We start from the raw sequence: 18728 nt of genomic DNA, 5'->3' as shown, positions 1-18728 counted from the left end.
TGGCGGTCACAGGAGGGCGCGGCGGAGGTCCGAGAGGACCGACGCCACATGGCCGAGGAAGCGGGCGGCGGCGACGCCGTCCACGACGCGGTGGTCCCAGGAGAGGCTCAAGGGGAGGATCAGGCGCGGCTGGAAGGCTTTGCCGTCCCACACCGCCTCGGTGCGCGAGCGCGCCGCGCCCAGGATCGCGACCTCGGGGGCATTGATGATCGGCGTGAAGCCGTCGCCGCCGATTCCGCCGAGCGACGAGACCGAGAAGCAGCCGCCCTGCATGTCCGAGCCCGGGAGGGTTCCTGCCCGGGCCTTCTCGGCCATCGCGGCCATCTCGGTGGCAATCTCGATCAGGCCCTTGCGGTCGCAGTCGCGCACCACCGGCACCATCAGGCCCTTCGGCGTGTCCACCGCGAAGCCGACATGGACGTAGTCCTTCAGGACCAGCTCGCCGCCCGCCAGGGAGGAATTGAAGCGCGGGTAGGCGCGCAGCGCCGAGGCCGCCGCCTTGATTAGGAAGGCCACCATGGTGACCTTCGCGGGCGGCGTGCGGGTCTCCGTGTTCAGGCCGACCCGGAACGACTCGATCTCGGTGACGTCGGCCCGGTCGAAGTTGGTCACGTGCGGGATCGTGAGCCAGTTGCGGCTGAGATTGGCCCCCGAGAGGCTCTGGATGCGCGACAGAGGCTCGCGCCGGACCGGGCCGTATTTGGCGAAGTCTACGTCCGGCCAGGGCGGCAGGCCGGCGCCGATGCCGGACGCGGCGGTGGGCGCCGGGATCGGCGCGCCGAGCGCCGCCTTGACGAAGGCGTGCACGTCCTCGCGCAGAATCCGCCCCTTCGGCCCGGTGGCGGCGACGCGGTCCAGCCCCACGCCGAGCTCGCGGGCAAGCTGGCGGACGGACGGGCTGGCATGCACCGCGCCGCGGGTCGCCTGGATCGGTTCGGCCTGTATCGGCTCCGGCGAGGCGCGACCGGCTCCCTCTCCCGTCCGGGAGAGAGTTGGGGTGAGGGGGGCGCCGTCTCCGGACAACCCTGATGCCTCACTCTGTCCCTCTCCCGAACGGGAAAGGGGACCCGCGCTCCGCTCGGGGGACGACGCGGCCGCGGCAGCGGGGGGGGCGTCCGGCACCGGTGCGGCCCCGCTGCCCTCCGCGGGCTCCACCGTCAGGATCGGGGTTCCTTCCGACACCTTCGACCCCACGGAGACCAGCAACTCGCGGACGATGCCGGCGACCGGGGAGGGAACCTCCATGGTGGCCTTGTCGGACTCGATGCTGAGGATCAGGTCGTCCACCGCGAGGCGGTCGCCGGGCTTCACCAGAAGCTCGATGACCGGCACGTCCCGGTAGTCGCCGATATCCGGAAGGGCGATCTGCAGCGCGGCGCTCATGCGGGTGGAATTCCGGTTGCTGGAAGGCTGTGACGGCCTGTCCGCGTGCGGGCAGGGGAAGAGAGGCGCAATGTCGTCGACGCGCCGGATCTCCCAGCCACGCCCTCATCCTGAGGCGCCGGAGCGCAGCGGAGGCCTCGAAGGAGGGCTCCAGGGATCGCACGGCCGGCTGGAGAGCTCCTTCGAGGCGCGCTGCGCGCGCACTTAAGGAAGAGGTCGCGGGTGGGTTCGCCGGTTGGCCTCAGATCGTCCAGGGCGCGGGCGCGTCCGCCGCGATGCCGTAGCGGCGGATCGCGTCCGCCACCGTGGCGCGGGGCACCGTCCCGGCTTCCGCCAGGGCGTGCAGGGCCGCGATGACCACGTGCTGCCGGTCGACCTCGAAGAACCGGCGGAGCGCATTGCGGGTGTCGCTCCTCCCGAACCCGTCTGTGCCGAGGGCGACGAAGCGCGCGCCGACATAGGAGGCGATCAGCTGCGGGTAGGCCCGGACGTAGTCGCTCGCCGCGACGATGGGCGCCGTGCCCGGCAGCAGCGCCGCCACGTGGCTGACCGGCGCCTCGGCTTCCGGGTTGAGCATCGCCTGCCGCTCGGCCTCGCGGGCGTCGCGGGCCAGCTCGCTGAAGCTCGTCACGCTGAACACCTCGGCGGCGACGCCGAAATCCTGCGCGAGCAGCTCCGCCGCCGCGATCACCTCCGGCAGGATCGCCCCGGAGCCGAGAAGCCGCACGGCGGCAGCGCCCGTCCCTTGCCCGGCCTCCGGCCCCGACAGCCGGTACATGCCCTTCAGGATCCCGGCCTCCGCCCCCTGCGGCATGGAGGGCTGGGCGTAGTTCTCGTTCATCGCGGTGAGGTAGTAGAAGGCGTCCTCGCCCTCCTCCATCATCGCCCGGGCGCCCCGGTCGACGATCACCGCCATCTCGTACGCGAAGGCCGGATCGTAGGCCCGACAGTTCGGGATCGCGGCCGCCTGCATGTGGCTCGACCCGTCCTGGTGCTGAAGGCCCTCGCCGCCCAGCGTGGTCCGGCCCGCCGTGGCGCCGATCAGGAAGCCGCGGGCCCGTTGGTCGGCCGCCGCCCAGATCAGGTCGCCGACCCGCTGGAAGCCGAACATCGAGTAGTAGATGTAGAACGGCAGCATCGACAGGCCGTGGACGCTGTAGGCCGTGGCCGCCGCCGTCCAGGACGAGATCGCCCCGGCCTCGGTGATGCCTTCCTCCAGGAGCTGACCGTCCCGGGCCTCGCGGTAGTAGAGCATCGAGCCGGCATCCTCCGGCTCGTAGAGCTGGCCCTGCGGCGCGTAGATCCCGACCTGCCGGAACAGGTTGGCCATGCCGAAGGTCCGGGCCTCGTCGGCGACGATCGGGACGATGCGCGGCCCGAGATCCTTGTGCTTCAGGAGGTTTCCGAATAGGCGCACCACCGCCGTGGTGGTCGACATCTCCTTGCCGCCCGCTTCGAGCGCGAAGCCCGCGTAGGTCGAGAGGGCCGGCACCGAGACGGTCGGCGCCGTGCGGCGGCGGGCCGGCAGGACGCCGCCGAGCGTCTCGCGGCGCTCGCGCAGGTAGCGCATCTCGGCGCCGTCCTCGGCCGGCTTGTAGAAGGCCAGACCCTCCACCTGGGCATCCGACAGCGGCAGGGCGAACCGGTCGCGGAAGGCGCGCAGCGCGTCCACGTCGAGCTTCTTGGCCTGGTGGGCGGTCATGCGCGACTCGCCCGCGCCGCCCATGCCGTAGCCCTTCTTGGTCTTGGCCAGGATCACCGTCGGCCGGCCCTTGGTGGCCTTGGCGGCGGCGAAGGCCGCGTAGAGCTTGCGGAAGTCGTGGCCGCCGCGCTTCAGCCGGTCGACATCGGCGTCCGACATGTGGGCGACGAGCTCGCGGACCTCCGGATCCTCGCCGAAGAAGTGGGCGAGGTTGTAGGCGCCGTCCTTGGCGCCCAGCGTCTGGTACTTGCCGTCCACCGTGTCGGCGAAGCGCCGCAGCAGGGCGTGGTTGGTGTCGCGGGCGAAGATCCCGTCCCACTCCGAACCCCACAGCACCTTGATGACGTTCCAGCCCGCGCCCCGGAACAGGCTCTCCAGCTCCTGGATGATCTGGCCGTTGCCGCGCACCGGTCCGTCGAGCCGCTGCAGGTTGCAGTTGATGACGAAGGTCAGGTTGTCGAGGTTCTCGCGCGCCGCCAGTGCGAGGCCGCCGATCGACTCCGGCTCGTCCATCTCACCGTCGCCAAACACGCCCCAGACGTGGCGGCCGGACGTGTCGGCCAGGCCCCGGTCGGCGAGGTAGCGCATGAACCGCGCCTGATAGACCGCGTGGATCGGCCCGATGCCCATCGAGCCGGTGGGAACCTGCCAGAAATCCGGCATCAGCCAGGGATGCGGATAGGAGCACAGACCGTCGCCGGCGATCTCCTGGCGGTAGTGCTTCAGCTGCTCCTCAGAGAGCCGCCCCTCGAGGAAGGCCCGGGCGTAGACGCCGGGGGCCGAGTGCGGCTGGAAATAGACGAGGTCGCCGTCCGTCCCGCCCTTGAAGAAGTGGTTGAAGCCGACCTCGAACAGCTCCGCCGCCGAGGCGTAGCTGGCCACGTGGCCGCCGAGCTCGCCGTAGGCCATGTTGGCGCGCACTACCATGGCGAGCGCGTTCCAGCGCATGATCGAGGTCAGGCGCTCCTCGATGTCGAGATCGCCGGGGTAGCGCGGCTGCTTCTCCAGCGGAACCGTGTTCCGGTAGGGCGAGTAGGGCAGGGCCTCGTCGAGGATGCCGATCTCCTTCGAGCGCCGCTCCAGGCGGTCGAGGATGAACCGCGCCCGGGCCGCGCCCTCGGTGCGGAAGACGGATTCCAGCGCGGCGAGCCAGTCCTGGGTCTCGGCCGGGTCGTGATCGACCTCGGCGGACCGCGCGATCGTGGCTTTCGGCGGTATGGCGTTCATCGACGCGGCCTCCCTTATTCCCCCGATCATACGGGGATCGGGACGGCGGGACATGCCGAAGATTTGCTTCCATCGCGCCGTGTCCGGATTGATATTCCGCGATTTGGGCGATAGGCGGCAAAATATGCCTCTGTCGCGAGGCCGGAGCGCCTCGCTCGTTGTCGTCGGAAGCTGCGCTTCGCGGCGGCCAGATTGGAGACCGAACCGATGCCCGCACGACCGGCCCCCCTCGACGCCGCGAGCCTGCGCATTCTCGAATGTCTGCAGCAGGACAGCGAGATCAGCATCGCGGATCTCGCCGAGCGGGTGGGCCTGTCGACGTCGCCGTGCTGGCGCCGCGTCAACGACCTGAAGGAGGCGGGGGTGATCCGCGGCTGCGTGGCGGTGGTCGACCCGCTGAGCCTCGGGCTCGCGGTCAACGTGTTCGTCCACGTATCGCTCGAGAAACAGACCCAGGCCGCGCTCCAGGCCTTCGACGAGGCGGTGCGCAACCGCCCCGAGGTGATGGAGTGCTATCTGATGAGCGGCGAGGCCGACTACATGCTGCGGGTCGTGGTCGAGGATCTCGGCCAGTACCAGAAGCTCGTCCTGGACCACCTCACGCGGATCCCCGGGGTGGCCAACATCCGATCGAGCTTCGCCCTGGGGCAGGTGAAGTACGCGACCGCGCTGCCGCTCGGGCACCTGACCCGCTGACCGGACGCGGCGGCCCACGGCGCATCAGTGGCAGCGGGGTCCGCTCGCGACGGCGAAATCTGGAAAGTCTCGTTCTCGGGTGCGGAGGCCATGGTGGGCCGCATCGCGCACGAGATGAATGGTGGAGCCTAACGGGATCGAACCGATGACCTCTTCCATGCCATGGAAGCGCTCTCCCAGCTGAGCTAAGGCCCCATAATTTTTACTGCGTTTCGCGTCCCGTAGTGGACCGCGTCACACGAGAGTGGGATGGTGGAGCCTAACGGGATCGAACCGATGACCTCTTCCATGCCATGGAAGCGCTCTCCCAGCTGAGCTAAGGCCCCACTTTTAGCATCCGCCGCGGGTTGGGTCCCGCGGGGTCTCGCCGGTCTAAATCGCGTCCGGCGAGGCCGGTTCTATAGGCGGCTCGCACCGCGGACTCAACCCCCTTTTTCGCTGCCGCCGGGGGTTTTTGATCGGGGAGGCGACGACCGCCTCAGCCCTCTTCGTCGTTCTCGATATCGCCGTCGATCAGGTCGGAGACATCGTCGTCGCCGGCGTCCTCTTCCTCCAGGAAGGTGTCGTCGTCGGCGGTATCCCCGTCCTCGACCGAATCGTCCTCGGGCGTCGGATCCGCATCGTCCTCGGCGGCTTCGACCTCGTCGAGGGAAACCAGCTCCGGACCCTTCTCGTCCGTCTCGTCCTCATCGTCGTTGCTGGCCGCGCTCCGCGACAGCGCCGGAGGCGCTGCACGGCTCGAGGTGGCCACCGCCTGATAGACCGCGCCGCATTTCGGGCAGACGGCGGGATCTCGGGCGAGGTCGTAGAACTTCGCGCCGCAGCTCATGCACTGGCGCTTCAAGCCAAGTTCCGGTCGGGCCACGGGCGGACACCTCGTCGTCAGTTCTGTCTCGGGGGAGGGGCCCCGTTAGTCGCGGTAGCGGCCCCTGTCAATCGAGCCCGTGGAGGGCGTTCCGGGCCGCGTCCTATGGAGGATCGGCGGGAGGATCGGCAGGAGGATCGGCCGGAGGATCGACGAAGACATCGGATTGATGACGCCGGCCGGTACCCGTGTTAACCGCCCGGCGATTTCACCGTCCGATTGCAGCGCCGCGGCCGAGCCGCGCGACGCGCCGGATCCAGGCCCACTCGTCAGAGCCCGAACGGACGTCCCGTGTCGCACGATTCGACTCCACAGCCCCTCACCGCCGCGCCGGGCACCCCGCTGCGCGGACGCCTTCGGCCGCCCGGCGACAAGTCGATCTCGCATCGGGCGATGATCCTCGGCTTGCTCAGCCAGGGCGAGACGCGGGTCGAAGGGCTGCTGGAGGGCGACGACGTCCTGCGGACCGCCGCCGCCGCGAAGGCGCTCGGCGCGGGCGTCGAGCGCCTCGGGGCCGGACGCTGGCGGGTCCGGGGCGTCGGCATCGGGGGCCTCGGCGATCCCGCCGACGTCCTCGATTTCGGCAATGCCGGCACCGGCTCCCGCCTCATGATGGGCGTGGTCGGTGGGCAGCCGGTGACCGCGACCTTCGACGGCGACGCCTCCCTGCGTTCGCGGCCCATGCGCCGCATCCTCGACCCGCTCACCCGGATGGGCACCCAGGTCCTGGCCGAAGCCGAGGGCGGCCGCGTGCCCCTGACCCTGCGGGGCCCCAAGGAGGCGATCCCGATCACCTACGAGACCCCGGCGGCCTCGGCGCAGATCAAGTCGGCGGTGCTGCTCGCCGGGCTTAACGCCCCCGGCGTCACCACCGTGATCGAGGCGGCCGCGACCCGCGACCACACCGAGCGGATGCTGCGCCTGTTCGGCGCCACGGTCGTCGTCGAGCCGCATGGTCCCGGCGGCCACGGCCGCAAGGTCGCGCTGACCGGCCAGCCGACCCTGCGCGGCACCGATGTCGTGGTGCCGGCCGACCCGTCTTCGGCGGCCTTCCCCCTGGTGGCGGCGCTGATCGTCCCCGGCTCCGACGTGGTCATCGAAGGCGTGATGATGAACCCGCTGCGCATCGGGCTGATCACGACGCTCCTGGAGATGGGCGCGCAGATCGAGCGCGTGGCGGAGCGGGAGGAGGGCGGCGAGACCGTGGCCGACCTGCGCGTGCGCGCGAGCCGCCTGACTGGCGTCGACGTCCCGGCCGAGCGGGCGCCCGCGATGATCGACGAGTACCCGGTGCTGGCGGTGGCGGCGAGCTTCGCCGAGGGCCGGACCCGGATGAACGGCCTGCACGAGCTGCGGGTCAAGGAATCGGACCGCCTCGCCGCCGTGGCGGCGGGGCTGGCCGCCAACGGCGTCCGCCACGCGGTGGAGGACGACGACCTCGTGGTGGAGGGCGACGGCGCCGCCGCGCCGGGCGGCGGAACGGTCGCGACGCATCTCGACCACCGCATCGCCATGGCGTTCCTCGTCATGGGGCTCGCCGCACGGAACCCGGTCACGGTGGATGACGGCGCGATGATCGCCACGAGCTTCCCGAGCTTCCTTCCGACCATGCAGGCCCTCGGCGGCCGGATCGAGGCGTGACCGGCATGCCGCTCGTCATCGCGATCGACGGACCGGCCGCATCCGGCAAGGGCACGCTCGCCAAGCGTCTGGCCGATCATTACGGCCTGCCGCATCTCGACACCGGGCTCCTCTACAGGGCCGTGGCTATGGCCCTGCTCGATGCAGGCCTGTCGCTGGAGGATGCCGCGGCCGCGGCGCAGGCGGCCCAGGCCCTCGATGCCGGCAAGCTCGACGACCCGCGGCTGCGCGACCGGGCCATGGGCGAGGCGGCCTCGCGCGTCTCGTCCGTGCCGGAAGTCCGGGCCGGCCTGCTCACCTGGCAGCGCCGCTTTGCCGCCGATCCGCAGGGGGCGGTGCTCGACGGGCGCGACATCGGCACGGTGGTCTGCCCCGGGGCCTCGGTGAAGCTGTTCATCACGGCGTCCTCGGAGGAGCGCGCCCGCCGCCGCCATCGGGAACTGGTCGGCCGCGGCGAGTCGGCGACCTTCGCGACGATCCTCGCCGACATCGAGGCCCGCGACGCCCGGGATGCATCCCGCAGCGCCGCACCCCTGCGCATGGCCGACGACGCGATCCGGCTCGACACCACGGAGCTCGATGCCGACGCGGCCTTCGCCGAGGCCCGGGGCATCGTGGAGCAGAGCCGCGGCGACGCGGATTGAGGGCGGATTGAGGATTGTCCACGTCCCTTATGTTGACCCCCCGGGCCCGCTCACCTATTGCGGACGCGCCGTCCCCGACGGGCCACCGCGATCGGCCCGGGACGCGAGCGCGTAGCTCAGCTGGTAGAGCAACGGACTTTTAATCTGTAGGTCCTGGGTTCGAGTCCCAGCGCGCTCACCACACCCTCGGTGATCCCCATCGGACGCGGCTGACCGGCAACGGCGAAGCGCCCGCGGTCGTTGATGGGCACTCCCTTTCAGATTGGCGGTGCGTTGCCGATTGCGCCGGCGCTCGCAGAACCTGCGGTGGAACCTCTTTGCGGCGTATTGGGTTGGGGCCCCAACGTAACCGTGAAGGATTCATCGATGCGAAAGCTCGCACTCATCTCCGCCCTGAGCCTCTCCATCGGAGCTCTCGGCGCCACCAGCGCGGACGCGCAGGGCTATGGCTACGGGCGGCATCACGGCTACGGATACGGCCACGGATATCATCGCGGATACGGCCCGCGCCGGGATTACGGCTACCGTCGTCATCGCGGGATCTCGACCGGGGCTGCGGTCGGTCTCGGCATCGCCGGTGCGGCCGCCGGAGCCGTTGCGGCGGGCGCCCTGAGCCGGGGTCCGGGTTACTACGGCTCCGGCTACTGAGCCGAGCCACGGATTTTGACGCAGAGCCCCGTCGCCCCCGCGACGGGGCTTTCGCCGTTTTTCACCGCCGCATCGATGGACCGGCCTTTTTCGCCGAGTCGATGATGTAAGGTTTCGGGGCTTGGCGCCATCGTCAGGGGCGGCCGAAACCGACGACGGCGTCCGCGTGATCGTCTCACCGCAGCCAGCGCCGGATCTGTTCGCGGAGGGTCGGGCGGACGGCACGGCGCGCTCGGGCCTCTGCGAAGCGATCGATGTGGATCCTGTCGTTGGGGACCTGACGCAGGAAACGCTCCGCGATCTCGAAGATCACGACATCCGGCCGAACCGCCTCGACATAGCGCCAGTCGATATTCGCCGACCAGATCGCGTGCACCTCGTGGAAGGTCTCGGCCAGCATGGCGGTGAGACGCGCCCCCGGGCTGTAGATGTAGGAATCGCCGAACAGGATCACGCGCCGCTGATCAGGGGCCGTTTTGTTCTGCAGCACGACCCGCGACCCGACGAACAGACCGCGCGGTCGCACGGCGCGTCCGGACTCGCGAACCTCGACCAGCGCGTTCGCGTCGATCCGTTCGGCACGGCGCGGGAAATCGTAAGCCACATACGCTTCGTCGACCGGAGGGACGAGCTTCTCGCCGAGATCGAAGGTGAAGGTCTCGCGGGTGCTGGTGCCGGCAAAGACATGGTCCGCCACCGGTGCGTTCAGGGCTTCGCAAAGGGCGCGATAGGCGATGAGATAGCCGCGATAGGTCCAGTGCGTGTCCGTCCGCAGGTAGACCGGCTCGCCGTCCCGCGCGGCCACGAGAGGCGTCTGAAGATCCGCCATCGGAGCTCCGCTGTCGGCGGCGACCGATCGGGCGAGGCGGACGCCCGGTGGGTCGTCGAGCCCCGGAAAGGGGCGGCCGAGCAGGTCGGGATAGATCGCCAGCTTGTCGGGGACGACGGTATGCACGTGGCGGATTCCGTGGGCGTCCAGGCGGCGTGCCCGTTGCCCGATCAGCCGGGTCCAGCGTCTGAGGATCCGTCGCGAGGTCGCGGTGTCGCCGTAGAAGGCCTCCACCTCGCCGGCGCGCCCGACCCAGTACAACCAGCCCTCATGTCCCACAGCCACGCCGCTGCCGCTCGCCTTCACAGGTCGAAGTCCCCCCGCTGCCTGCGACAATCCTCAACGATGCCGCTTGCTTCCGCCTCGACGGATCTGCGCGGGATTGCAACCCCCTGACCCTGAGGGCACGCGCTCGGCACGGGTCTACGGTGGAGATGCCGGCGCGGCGCCGCCCTGCGGTCGTGTCCGGAGTGCAGGGACCCGTAGGCGCCCGGGTGGTGATTTTCGCGATCGGCGGACCTGCGGTGAAACTTTACGCCTCCGCGGCGGGTACTGCCGGGCAGGCGCACGCTTCCGTGCGGCGTTCCGCAAAGGGGCCGGGTCATGTCCGCGCTTGTCACGTTCATCGGTTGCGGCTTGGTTCTGTTCGGTTTCGCAGCCGAGAAGTTCGCCGAGCATCGCTGGCTCGCCGCGAGCCGGCCGGCACCGCTCGACGCCCTGGCCATCCTGGCGCTGACGCTCCCGGCATTCGGACTGATGCTCATGGCGACCTTGGCGACCTGAGCCGGGACGGCGCGTGCCTCAATCGGAATCCGGACTGAACGCCACGCCGACCGTCTGCTCCGTCCGCCAGATCAGGCGAACCGCGTGCCGCGTTTCTGAACTCGTCAACACCAGATCGAACGCGTTCTCGAGCAGCGCCGCCTGCTGGCCGAGGAACTCCAACATCGCGCCGCGATCGGAGATGTTTCTGACCTGACACGGATAACGCGCGCCGTCCCGTTGCTGAGCAAAGGCCAGCAGGGCGGTGGGCTTCCGCTCGGTCGCCCGTCGCTCCGCCAGGGCGCTGTAAGGGCGTGCGGTGCGGGACACGGCCGAGGTTCCTGCCTGGATCCGTTGATGGGCGCGATATCAGTAAAAATGCGCGGTATTTACTAATAGATGATTGATGGTCCCCGATCGTCCGGCAGAAGGACAAGACGTGGCGCGTCTATCGGCGGGAGTTCGCATTATCACCGCGGGCCCTTTCCGGGCGATGGCGGTCCCTTGCCGACCTTGATGAACCTGCCGACCAGGAGGCCCAGCGGGATCGATATCAGGAGCCAGATTCGCAGGAAACGAAGGGCTTTCATGGGTCCGAACCGTTGGCGAAATCCGGCCTGCATCAGATCACATCGGGATCCAGGCACCGAATCCGCAACCCGCCCGGCGAATCGGGGCGGATGTCGCCGCGACGCTTGGCAGAGCCTATCTCGCACCGAGGGGCGGCCGCCCGTCCGGTTCCGGGCGCGGCCGTGCCGTACGGATATCGGAGACGATCATGCGCATCCGCCCTGGCTTGGTCCTGCTGGCCAGCATCGCGGCCGGTCTGCCACTTTCCGGCGCCGCCGAGGCACCCGGACGGCCGCCGTCAGCCGCGCCTGTCCCCGATCAGTCTTGGCTGCCGACCTTCTCCCGGAGCGTCCAGGGAACCGGCGTGCCGGGGCTGGACGGCGGCCACGTCTTCCTCTGGAACCGGCCGCAGGCCTTCGATCCGGTCTCGACCCTTCGGGTCGACCGGCACGTGCCCGAAGGGTCGGGTGAGGCCACCCACACCTACAAGGCGATCTGGGCGCTCGGCTCCACCGGCCCGCACAATGCCGGCTACGAATGGACGATCACGGGCGAACTGCACAATCGCGCCCTCGCCAGCACCGGGGCACAGAACGTCGCCGTCAATGGCACGATCTTCAAGGAACCGAACGGGGTGGGGCCGGTGGGGCCGTCCTGGGCCGGCAACTTCAATTGCGTCGACATGACCGACGAGGCCGACCCCGTGGCCTCGTGCATCGGCGCCGAGATCGACGTCTCGGCGCAATCGCCGACGACGGATCGGAACCGCCAGCGGGTCGGGCTGCAGATCTCCACCGGCGGCGTGCCGGGGGCCCATACCGGCTACGGCATCCTCATGGGCAATCTCACCGGATCCATCACCGACCGGGCGATCTCGTTCCAGGGGGAGGGGACCTACGGCATCGGGATCGACGCTGCCGCGGCGCGGTTTACCGGCGTGCCGATGCTGCTCGCGGCCGGACAGGCGATCGGGCTCGACGGCAACCGCGACGGCGGCTTCTCCCGCAGCCTCGGCTTCGACGGGCGCGATCTGGTCTATGGCACGGGAGCCGGACCGGTCCTGCGCGTGAGCGACACCGGGCAGATCGAGGCCGCCTCTTTCCGCGAGACGCTGCCGCGGCCGCCCGAGAGCAGCCGCGCACCCTGCATCCCGGGGGACCACGCCTGGGACGAGGCCTACGAGTACCGCTGCGTCGCGCCCGATCGCTGGAAGCGCGCGGCGCTCAGCGACTGGTGAGCCGCGCGCCGCGGGGCGTCAGCGATCGAGGATTCGCACCACCGCACGGGTCTCGGGGTCGACGACCACGATCTTGTCGCCCGGCGCCACGAAGTAGCCGAAGCGCCGCAGGCGCGGATTCGGGGCCTCGGTGAACGGGGCCAGACGCACGTCGGGCGGCACGATGCTGCCGGGACGCAGCGGGATCGATCCGACGATCGGCCCGGGCCCCACCGGTCGGCGCACGATGTAGTCGCGCACCACCACATCGTCGTCGGGGCCGAACTCGTCGGGGGTCACGATCACCGCCTGCGCGAAGGCGGAGCCGGTGAACAGCGCGGCAAACCCGAGGGCTGCGGCGAGGCTGGCGCGTGTTGACATGTCGGACTCCGTAATGTCCTGGGCCGCCGGAAACATCAGGGTTCGCGCTTCGGTTCCCGGTCGGCGTCGGTCAGCGGCCGACCTGCCCGGCTTCTGCGAGGGGCACCGGCGACCAGCGGGTCAGCTGAACGTAGCCGTCGAGGGCCGCGACCACGACGTGGCGGCGGTGGCGGTGCACCACCGTCCCAGGCGTGTGCGCGTGGCGTTCCGGCCAGCCCTGGGCCTCCGCCACGAACATCCGGGCATCTCCCAGCCGCGCGATCGTCTCGACCGTGCCGAAGGCCCGCACCCGGCGCAGGACCGTCGCGACGTCCTGCCGGAAATCGAGCGTCCGGTCGAAATCGGTGGCACGGGGCCAGTAGGAGCCGTCGCCCTGCGGCTCGGATCTCCGCCATCGTGCGGGCAATTCGCGGCCGAGCGGGCCCGCGGCGAGACGGCGGGCCGCCATCTGGCACTTGGCCAGCAGGGTCTCGTGGCTCTCGTGCGAACTTAAGCCGAAGATATCCTGCGCGAGGATGTCGCCGGTGTCGAAGCCGTCGGCAAGGACATGGGCGGTGACGCCCCAGCTCTCGTAGCGGTCGAGGACGGCGCGGAACAGCGGGTAGGGGCCGCGGCCCGTCGGAAGCGGGGAGGGGTGGATGTTGAGGCCGTAGGCGGCGCGGCCCTTCCAGCCCTTGATGAGCCAGGGATATCCCGCGACCACGAGCGCCCAATCCCGGCCGTGCTCGGCCTGAAGCGCCTCGATATCCCGTTCGCGGATCCGCGACAGCTGGATCGGCAGCCGCAGCGCCCGGGCGCGGGCGACGATGACTTCGTTGTGGTCGTAGATCCCGTCACAGGGGCGGGTGAACAGCTTCACCGGCGTCCAGCCGGCATCCAGCAGTCCCTCGAAGACTCCGCCGAGGAAGTCGATGCCGGCGAACGCGAACTTCATCCTTGCCGCCTGCGACCTTGTGCACGTGGAGGGCGCGGATCCGCCGTCTGCCCGGGAGCGTCCCTCGCCTTACCTTGATCGTGCCAATGCGGGTAGCAAGGGGTTCGGCGTGCGTCGGGTGATCATCTACGGCGGAACCGGAGGCATCGGTCTTGCCACGGCGCGTGCCCTCCGCGCCCGAGGCTACGCCCTGCATCTCGCGGCCCGGGACGCGGATCGCCTGTCTAAGGTCGCCGAGGATCTGGGGGAGACGCGCACCACCGCGGGCGACGTCACCGATCCGGACTTCGCGTCCGCCGTGACCGAGGCGGCGGGCCCGGACCTCGCGGGGCTGGTCTACGCGGTCGGCACCATCAATCTGCGGCCGCTGAATCGGTTGACGCGGGCGGATGTCGAGGGCGACTTCGCCATCAATGCGCTCGGCGCCTTCTCGGCGGTGCAGGCCGCCGCGGGCGCGCTGAACGCCGGTGCCGGCGCGGCGGGGGCCGGGATCGTCCTGTTCTCGACGGTGGCGGTGGCGCAGGGTTTTGCCGCGCATGCCTCCGTCGCCATGGCGAAAGGCGCCATCGAGGGCATGGCACTGTCCCTGGCGGCCGAACTCGCGCCCCAGATCCGCATCAACGTCGTGGCGCCCTCGCTGACGCGCACGCCGCTCGCTGCGGGGATCACCGGCAACGAGACCCTCGCGCAGGGGATTGCGGCCATGCATGCCCTTCAACGGCTCGGGCGTCCGGAGGATGTCGGCGCCCTGGCCGCCTTCCTGGTCTCCGAGGAGGCGGCCTGGATCACCGGCCAAGTCATCGGCGTGGATGGCGGCCGCTCCGCCCTCCGGACCAAGGGCTGAGACGATGGCCGGAAAACGCCGCGGCGCCGCCGCACCGCGCGGCACGCTGCGCTTCGTCCTCGGCGATCAGCTGACGCGCCGGGTCTCGAGCCTCGTCGACCTCGACCCCGAATGCGACGTGGTGCTGATGGTCGAGGTCCGGGACGAGGCGACCTATGTCCGCCACCACAAGCAGAAGATCGCCTTCCTGTTCGCCGCCAGGCGCCACTTCGCGGCCGAATTGGAGGCGGAGGGGATCACCGTCGACTACGTGCGCCTCACCGAGGCGGGCAATACCGGTAGTTTCACCGGCGAACTGGAGCGCGCCGTCGCGCGGCACCGGCCGGAGCGGATCGTCGTCACCGAACCGGGCGAGTGGCGCGTCTGGGAAATGATGCAGGATTGGCGCGAGAGCCTGCCGATGCCGCTCGAGATCCGCGCCGACAACCGCTTCCTGTGTCCGCGTGAGGATTTCGCGAAATGGGCAGACGGCCGGCATCACCTGCGGATGGAGACCTTCTACCGGGGCATGCGGCGTCGGACCGGCCTTCTGATGGATGGCGGCGAGCCCGCCGGCGGCCGCTGGAATTACGATCCCGAGAACCGCAAGCGCCTGCCCAAGGGGCATCGTCCGCCGGACCGGATCGGCTTCCAGCCCGATTCCGTGACGCGCGAGGCCATCGCCCTCGTCGAGGCGGAATTCGGCGACCATTTCGGCGATCTCTCCGGCTTCTCCTGGCCGGTGACCCGGGCCGACGCCCTCGCGGCGCTCCGGCACTTCCTGGCCGAGGCCCTTCCGACCTTCGGCGACTATCAGGACGCAATGAAGACCGGCGCGCCGTTCCTGTACCACGCCCTCCTGTCGCCCGCCCTCAACGCCGGCCTGCTCACCGCCGAGGAGGTCTGCTGGGCGGCCGAGCGCGCCTACCGCGACGGTGCGGCGCCGCTCCACTGCGTCGAGGGCTTCATCCGGCAGATCCTCGGCTGGCGGGAATACGTGCGCGGCCTCTACTGGGCGCGGATGCCCGCCTACCGGGACACCAATGCCCTCGGCGCGCGCCGCGACCTGCCGTGGTTCTACTGGTCGGGGGAAACGGCGCTGAACTGCGTCGCGCAGGTGGTCACCGAGACGCGCGCCCACGCCTACGCCCACCACATCCAGCGCCTGATGGTGACCGGCAACTTCGCCCTCATCGCCGGCCTCGACCCGGCGCAGGTGGAGGAATGGTACCTGATCGTCTTCGCCGACGCCTACGAATGGGTCGAGTTGCCCAACGTTCACGGCATGGTTCTGTGGGCCGATGGCGGCGTGATGGGCTCCAAGCCCTATGCGGCCTCGGGCGCCTATATCGACCGGATGTCCGATTACTGCGCGTCCTGCGCCTACAAAGTGAAGGTCAAGTCCGGGCCCGAGGCCTGTCCGTTCAACTATCTCTACTGGAACTTCCTGATCGAGAACGAGGAGCGGCTGGCCGGCAATCAGCGCTTGGCGATGCCGTACCGGACCCTGCGCGGATTCGGCGACGAGCGCCGCGCCGAGATCCGCCGCGACGCGGCCGCCTTCCTCGATGCCCTCGAGGCCCGGCCGAGTGCCGATCAGAGGGGCGACCAGACCGACAGCGTCACGTAGGGACAAGCCCGGGCCCGGCGCGACTCGGTCTGGAGGCCCACCGACGCGCGGAGGCTGTACCGGCCGAGGGCGAAGTCGGTCCCGTGCAGGCCGAGGCTCCACTTCGCGTAGCCGGTCGCGTCGGTGTAGAGCGCCGCCTCTGGGCCGAGATAGGTCTCCCAGAGGCGATAGCCCCAGGCGAGGCGCGCCCAGAGGCTGTCCCGGGCCGATCCCGCGACGGCGGTCGCCTGAAGCAGCGTCGCAGCGGTCGGACGTGCCCAGACCTCGCCGTGCAGGCGCAGGCCGAAGCGGGTCGGCAGGGCGTCGCGCGTCGGCCCTGCGATCAGCATCTCGCTCGTGGTCTCGAGGCCGGCATAGGCCGCGACCACGCCCCAGTCGAAAAACCATTGATGCCCGGCGAGTGCGGCGGCGGCGACGGTGTACCGTGCGCGGGGACCGTCCGCGCCGCTTTCCGTGCGCCGTCCGCCGCCGACGGTCGCCAGCGCGACGAAACCCTCCTGCGCGAGAGAAGTAAGGCCGACCTTCGCGCCGAGGGTCAGGAACGTGTCGCCGCCCGCGTCGAGGCTGCCGAACAGCAGCGTGTCGATCTCGCTGGCGTGTGCCGTTGAAGAAAAACCCACGATGCCTGCCAGAACAATCAGAGCCGTTGGCCTTCGCGTGTGGATCTTCGGGGCTGTGCGATAGCTTTGCACGGTCGATCCTCCGGCCTGGAAGGATCAGATTAGGATAAAATTAACCGTGTTGCATCGATTGGCGCGATGGCATCCCCGGATTTGTTGGCGCCATGATCCGGAAGCCCGGCAAAAGCGTGCCGCATGTCCGCCGGCGTGCGCTGTGACTTTGGGAATGCTTGGCCGGGCTGCCGGGCGCGGCGCGGTGCGCGGCCACCTGCCGGCCGCCATCGCGCTGTCGCGAATCCGCCGTGCTTGGCGTGCCAGATGTTCTCGGCTAGAGCCCCCGCGGGTTAGCGAAGGTTGGCAGATCCTTGACCTCCGGTGCACGAACGTCGGACGTCCTCACCGTGCTGGCGAGCCAGGAGGGCGAGCGCCTCACCGTGGGCGACATCGTCGCGGTCCTACGGGATCGCGCCTTCGCGCTGCTCGTGGTCCTGCTGGGGCTGCCGAACTGCCTGCCGATGCCGCCGCCGATCCCACTGATCTGCGGCCTGCTCCTGCTGCTCGTGGCGATCCAGATCGCCGCCGGCATGTCGGCACCGTGGCTGCCGCGGATGCTGCTGGGCCGCTCCATCGCCTTGACGGATGTCCGGCGCGCTGTGACCCGCGCGGTGCCGATCCTGCGCCGCCTGGAGCGCTGGTCGCGCCCCCGCGTCAGCGTATTCGAGACCGCGCTCGGCATGCGCGGCATGGGGATCGTCCTGCTGGCCCTGGCGCTGGCGCTGATCGTGGCCGCGCCCATCGTCGGGCAGATCCCGCTCGGTCTCGCCGTCTGCCTGGTCGGGCTCGGCCTCGTCGAGCGCGACGGTCTCGTCGTGCTGGGCGGCCTCGTCATCGGCGTGTTCGGCGTCGCCATCAATGCCGGCTTCGCCTATGCGGTGATCGCCGGGGTTGCCGGGCTCCTCAACCTCTGAGCCTCAGAGGCGGTAGCGGATCTGGTCGGTCCAGAAGCGCTCCAGGCGGCCGAGCGCCTGATTCAGGCGGGCGAAATCGTCCTCGGAGATCCCACCGATCGGCGTGATCGTCCGGGCATGCTTGTCGTACAGCCCCTGGATGATCTCGTGGACCTGACGGCCCTTGTCGGTCAGGCTGATCCGCACGGAGCGCCGGTCCGTCTTCGAGCGGGCATGGTGGAGGTAGCCCGCCTCGACCAGCTTCTTCACGTTGTAGGAGACGTTGGAGCCGAGATAGTACCCCTTGGTCCGCAGCTCGCTCGCGGTCAGTTCCTTGTCGCCGATGTTGTACAGCAGCAGCGCCTGGACGCTGTTGACGTCCTCGCGGCCGCGGCGCTCGAACTCGTCCTTGATCACGTCGAGCAGGCGGCGGTGCAGCCGTTCCACGAGGTGGAGCGCCTCCAGGTAGGAGCCCTTCGCGCCCAAGCCTTCCTCGGGAGCTTCGATCTGCGCGACTCGGGCGTTCTGGGTCTTCATCTCTGCCTCGCCATCCGATGATCCGGCACCCGTTCGATGCGGCGCCGTTGATGATGGCTAAGCTAGGGCTCGGGAATGAAAGGCGATTTAAGCGACAGGATGAATTCGCGATTTACTCTTCGCGGTAAAGACAAACTGAATGAAGATAAGAACGGTTCGTTCACCGTGCTTCCTGCGCCGCCAGCCAGGACAGCAGGAAGTACAACGTCACGACGCAGCCCCCGAATACGAGCAGCGGCACCGATAACGGCAAGAGTTGCGGTGTCAGAACCGCCAGCGTCATCGCCGACGTGACGGCGAGCAGCCAGATGACGCCGCCCCAGGCGCTCGTCAGCCACAGGCCGATCGCCGCGGCGGCATCGATCACCGCGAAGTAGACGATGGCGGATTGGCGTCCGAAGGGCTCGGCCTCGAAGGGGCGGACCCCCGGCACGACGTCGAGGATGGTCGCCCAGGCGAAGACGCTCTTGAGCAGCCAGACGAGGGCCGTGAGCCGCATGAACCAGATCAGCACCGTATCCCACGTGCCGGGTGCCGGCCCCTGGACGCGCTCGATCCGGTCGCTGGGGATCTCCCCGGGCCGGGGCGTCCTGCGCCGGATCGGAAAATAGCCGGGCACTATCGGTGACTCGCGGAGATGATGGGCCGGCTCATGGACAGGGAACAGGATCCT

19 protein-coding genes and 3 tRNA genes are annotated in these 18728 nt (G+C 69.7%); 10 read left to right on the top strand and 12 right to left on the bottom strand.

Annotated elements, in window-relative coordinates:
- Nucleotides 1-6 precede the first annotated feature (6 nt).
- Both GGQ91_RS00205 and mdeB read right to left on the bottom strand, forming a co-directional pair.
- Complete coding sequence (locus GGQ91_RS00205; protein ID WP_182591123.1) at nucleotides 7-1383, bottom strand: 2-oxo acid dehydrogenase subunit E2; 1377 nt, start codon at nucleotides 1381-1383, stop codon at nucleotides 7-9.
- A 241-nt stretch (nucleotides 1384-1624) separates the two neighbouring features.
- Complete coding sequence (mdeB, locus tag GGQ91_RS00200) at nucleotides 1625-4312, bottom strand: alpha-ketoglutarate dehydrogenase (RefSeq protein ID WP_182591122.1); 2688 nt, start codon at nucleotides 4310-4312, stop codon at nucleotides 1625-1627.
- 207 nt (nucleotides 4313-4519) lie between these two features.
- On the opposite strand from mdeB, the gene GGQ91_RS00195 reads away from it, so the two are divergent.
- A complete protein-coding gene (locus GGQ91_RS00195; protein ID WP_043354596.1) occupies nucleotides 4520-5008 on the top strand; it encodes an Lrp/AsnC family transcriptional regulator in 489 nt (162 codons plus the stop codon).
- 119 nt (nucleotides 5009-5127) lie between these two features.
- Here the strand turns inward: GGQ91_RS00195 and GGQ91_RS00190 are convergent.
- The 3 genes from GGQ91_RS00190 to GGQ91_RS00180 all read right to left on the bottom strand — a co-directional run bounded on the left by GGQ91_RS00190 (nucleotide 5128) and on the right by GGQ91_RS00180 (nucleotide 5873).
- A tRNA-Ala gene (locus GGQ91_RS00190) sits at nucleotides 5128-5203 on the bottom strand.
- Between the two features lie 55 nt (nucleotides 5204-5258).
- A tRNA-Ala gene (locus GGQ91_RS00185) sits at nucleotides 5259-5334 on the bottom strand.
- A 152-nt stretch (nucleotides 5335-5486) separates the two neighbouring features.
- The gene (locus GGQ91_RS00180; RefSeq protein WP_075381438.1) at nucleotides 5487-5873 is read right to left on the bottom strand and encodes a TIGR02300 family protein; all 387 of its coding nucleotides are present in this window, start codon (nucleotides 5871-5873) and stop codon (nucleotides 5487-5489) included.
- Nucleotides 5874-6164: 291 nt separating this feature from the next.
- Between GGQ91_RS00180 and aroA the strand changes: the two genes are divergently transcribed.
- From aroA to GGQ91_RS00160, 4 genes are all read left to right on the top strand, one after another.
- Complete coding sequence (aroA, locus tag GGQ91_RS00175; protein ID WP_182591121.1) at nucleotides 6165-7514, top strand: 3-phosphoshikimate 1-carboxyvinyltransferase; 1350 nt, start codon at nucleotides 6165-6167, stop codon at nucleotides 7512-7514.
- A 5-nt stretch (nucleotides 7515-7519) separates the two neighbouring features.
- A complete protein-coding gene (gene cmk, locus GGQ91_RS00170) occupies nucleotides 7520-8158 on the top strand; it encodes a (d)CMP kinase (protein WP_053608909.1) in 639 nt (212 codons plus the stop codon).
- A 105-nt stretch (nucleotides 8159-8263) separates the two neighbouring features.
- Nucleotides 8264-8339 (top strand) — tRNA-Lys (locus GGQ91_RS00165).
- Nucleotides 8340-8524: 185 nt separating this feature from the next.
- Nucleotides 8525-8806: a hypothetical protein gene (locus GGQ91_RS00160; protein ID WP_043350305.1), complete on the top strand. Its 282-nt coding sequence runs from the start codon at nucleotides 8525-8527 to the stop codon at nucleotides 8804-8806.
- Between the two features lie 175 nt (nucleotides 8807-8981).
- On the opposite strand, the gene GGQ91_RS00155 is transcribed toward GGQ91_RS00160, so the two are convergent.
- A complete protein-coding gene (locus GGQ91_RS00155) occupies nucleotides 8982-9920 on the bottom strand; it encodes an alginate O-acetyltransferase AlgX-related protein (protein WP_343066730.1) in 939 nt (312 codons plus the stop codon).
- 318 nt (nucleotides 9921-10238) lie between these two features.
- On the opposite strand from GGQ91_RS00155, the gene GGQ91_RS00150 reads away from it, so the two are divergent.
- Nucleotides 10239-10418 carry a hypothetical protein gene (locus tag GGQ91_RS00150; RefSeq protein ID WP_043350277.1) on the top strand — a complete coding sequence of 60 codons (180 nt, stop codon included), beginning with the start codon at nucleotides 10239-10241 and terminating at the stop codon, nucleotides 10416-10418.
- Nucleotides 10419-10436: 18 nt separating this feature from the next.
- Here the strand turns inward: GGQ91_RS00150 and GGQ91_RS00145 are convergent, their stop codons facing one another.
- The gene (locus GGQ91_RS00145) at nucleotides 10437-10727 is read right to left on the bottom strand and encodes a PilZ domain-containing protein (protein ID WP_053610192.1); all 291 of its coding nucleotides are present in this window, start codon (nucleotides 10725-10727) and stop codon (nucleotides 10437-10439) included.
- 448 nt (nucleotides 10728-11175) lie between these two features.
- Between GGQ91_RS00145 and GGQ91_RS00140 the strand changes: the two genes are divergently transcribed.
- Nucleotides 11176-12204, top strand: a complete 1029-nt coding sequence (locus GGQ91_RS00140) for a hypothetical protein (RefSeq protein WP_182591119.1) — start codon at nucleotides 11176-11178, stop codon at nucleotides 12202-12204.
- Between the two features lie 18 nt (nucleotides 12205-12222).
- On the opposite strand, the gene GGQ91_RS00135 is transcribed toward GGQ91_RS00140, so the two are convergent.
- On the bottom strand, nucleotides 12223-12564 hold the full coding sequence (locus tag GGQ91_RS00135) for a hypothetical protein (RefSeq protein ID WP_043350294.1): 342 nt from the start codon (nucleotides 12562-12564) through the stop codon (nucleotides 12223-12225).
- A gap of 70 nt (nucleotides 12565-12634) precedes the next feature.
- Nucleotides 12635-13498, bottom strand: a complete 864-nt coding sequence (locus tag GGQ91_RS00130; protein WP_182591118.1) for a formyltransferase family protein — start codon at nucleotides 13496-13498, stop codon at nucleotides 12635-12637.
- Between the two features lie 109 nt (nucleotides 13499-13607).
- Between GGQ91_RS00130 and GGQ91_RS00125 the strand changes: the two genes are divergently transcribed.
- Nucleotides 13608-14342 (top strand): SDR family oxidoreductase, encoded by a 735-nt coding sequence (locus GGQ91_RS00125; protein ID WP_182591468.1) that lies wholly within the window; start codon nucleotides 13608-13610, stop codon nucleotides 14340-14342.
- 4 nt (nucleotides 14343-14346) lie between these two features.
- Nucleotides 14347-15951: a cryptochrome/photolyase family protein gene (locus GGQ91_RS00120; protein ID WP_182591117.1), complete on the top strand. Its 1605-nt coding sequence runs from the start codon at nucleotides 14347-14349 to the stop codon at nucleotides 15949-15951.
- Here the strand turns inward: GGQ91_RS00120 and bcsS are convergent.
- Nucleotides 15918-16571 carry a cellulose biosynthesis protein BcsS gene (gene bcsS, locus GGQ91_RS00115; RefSeq protein WP_236961701.1) on the bottom strand — a complete coding sequence of 218 codons (654 nt, stop codon included), beginning with the start codon at nucleotides 16569-16571 and terminating at the stop codon, nucleotides 15918-15920. The two genes, GGQ91_RS00120 and bcsS, sit on opposite strands and share 34 nt — an antisense overlap.
- Nucleotides 16572-16936: 365 nt before the next feature.
- Between bcsS and GGQ91_RS00110 the strand changes: the two genes are divergently transcribed.
- Complete coding sequence (locus tag GGQ91_RS00110) at nucleotides 16937-17539, top strand: exopolysaccharide biosynthesis protein (RefSeq protein ID WP_210274666.1); 603 nt, start codon at nucleotides 16937-16939, stop codon at nucleotides 17537-17539.
- Nucleotides 17540-17542: 3 nt separating this feature from the next.
- Here GGQ91_RS00110 and ldtR read toward each other — a convergent pair whose 3' ends face one another.
- Together ldtR and GGQ91_RS00100 are read right to left on the bottom strand one after the other, a co-directional pair.
- Nucleotides 17543-18055: a transcriptional regulator LdtR gene (gene ldtR, locus GGQ91_RS00105; protein WP_043350258.1), complete on the bottom strand. Its 513-nt coding sequence runs from the start codon at nucleotides 18053-18055 to the stop codon at nucleotides 17543-17545.
- Between the two features lie 160 nt (nucleotides 18056-18215).
- On the bottom strand, nucleotides 18216-18674 hold the full coding sequence (locus tag GGQ91_RS00100; protein WP_182591115.1) for a DUF6163 family protein: 459 nt from the start codon (nucleotides 18672-18674) through the stop codon (nucleotides 18216-18218).
- Nucleotides 18675-18728: the final 54 nt, after the last annotated feature.

The sequence above is a fragment of the Methylobacterium fujisawaense genome, assembly GCF_014138435.1.
Lineage (GTDB): Bacteria > Pseudomonadota > Alphaproteobacteria > Rhizobiales > Beijerinckiaceae > Methylobacterium > Methylobacterium fujisawaense.
The sequence above is the reverse complement of the archived record's forward strand: the minus strand, read 5'-3'. Positions and strand labels throughout refer to the sequence as shown.

What these genes read in the sequence shown, in the direction of transcription:
- GGQ91_RS00160 (WP_043350305.1), top strand. Translation starts at nt 8,525, where the DNA reads ATGCGAAAGCTCGCACTCATCTCCGCCCTGAGCCTCTCCATCGGAGCT.
- GGQ91_RS00140 (WP_182591119.1), top strand. Translation starts at nt 11,176, where the DNA reads ATGCGCATCCGCCCTGGCTTGGTCCTGCTGGCCAGCATCGCGGCCGGT.
- GGQ91_RS00130 (WP_182591118.1), bottom strand. Translation starts at nt 13,498, where the DNA reads ATGAAGTTCGCGTTCGCCGGCATCGACTTCCTCGGCGGAGTCTTCGAG.
- cmk (WP_053608909.1), top strand. Translation starts at nt 7,520, where the DNA reads ATGCCGCTCGTCATCGCGATCGACGGACCGGCCGCATCCGGCAAGGGC.
- GGQ91_RS00150 (WP_043350277.1), top strand. Translation starts at nt 10,239, where the DNA reads ATGTCCGCGCTTGTCACGTTCATCGGTTGCGGCTTGGTTCTGTTCGGT.
- GGQ91_RS00135 (WP_043350294.1), bottom strand. Translation starts at nt 12,564, where the DNA reads ATGTCAACACGCGCCAGCCTCGCCGCAGCCCTCGGGTTTGCCGCGCTG.
- GGQ91_RS00205 (WP_182591123.1), bottom strand. Translation starts at nt 1,383, where the DNA reads ATGAGCGCCGCGCTGCAGATCGCCCTTCCGGATATCGGCGACTACCGG.
- GGQ91_RS00120 (WP_182591117.1), top strand. Translation starts at nt 14,347, where the DNA reads ATGGCCGGAAAACGCCGCGGCGCCGCCGCACCGCGCGGCACGCTGCGC.
- ldtR (WP_043350258.1), bottom strand. Translation starts at nt 18,055, where the DNA reads ATGAAGACCCAGAACGCCCGAGTCGCGCAGATCGAAGCTCCCGAGGAA.
- GGQ91_RS00195 (WP_043354596.1), top strand. Translation starts at nt 4,520, where the DNA reads ATGCCCGCACGACCGGCCCCCCTCGACGCCGCGAGCCTGCGCATTCTC.
- mdeB (WP_182591122.1), bottom strand. Translation starts at nt 4,312, where the DNA reads ATGAACGCCATACCGCCGAAAGCCACGATCGCGCGGTCCGCCGAGGTC.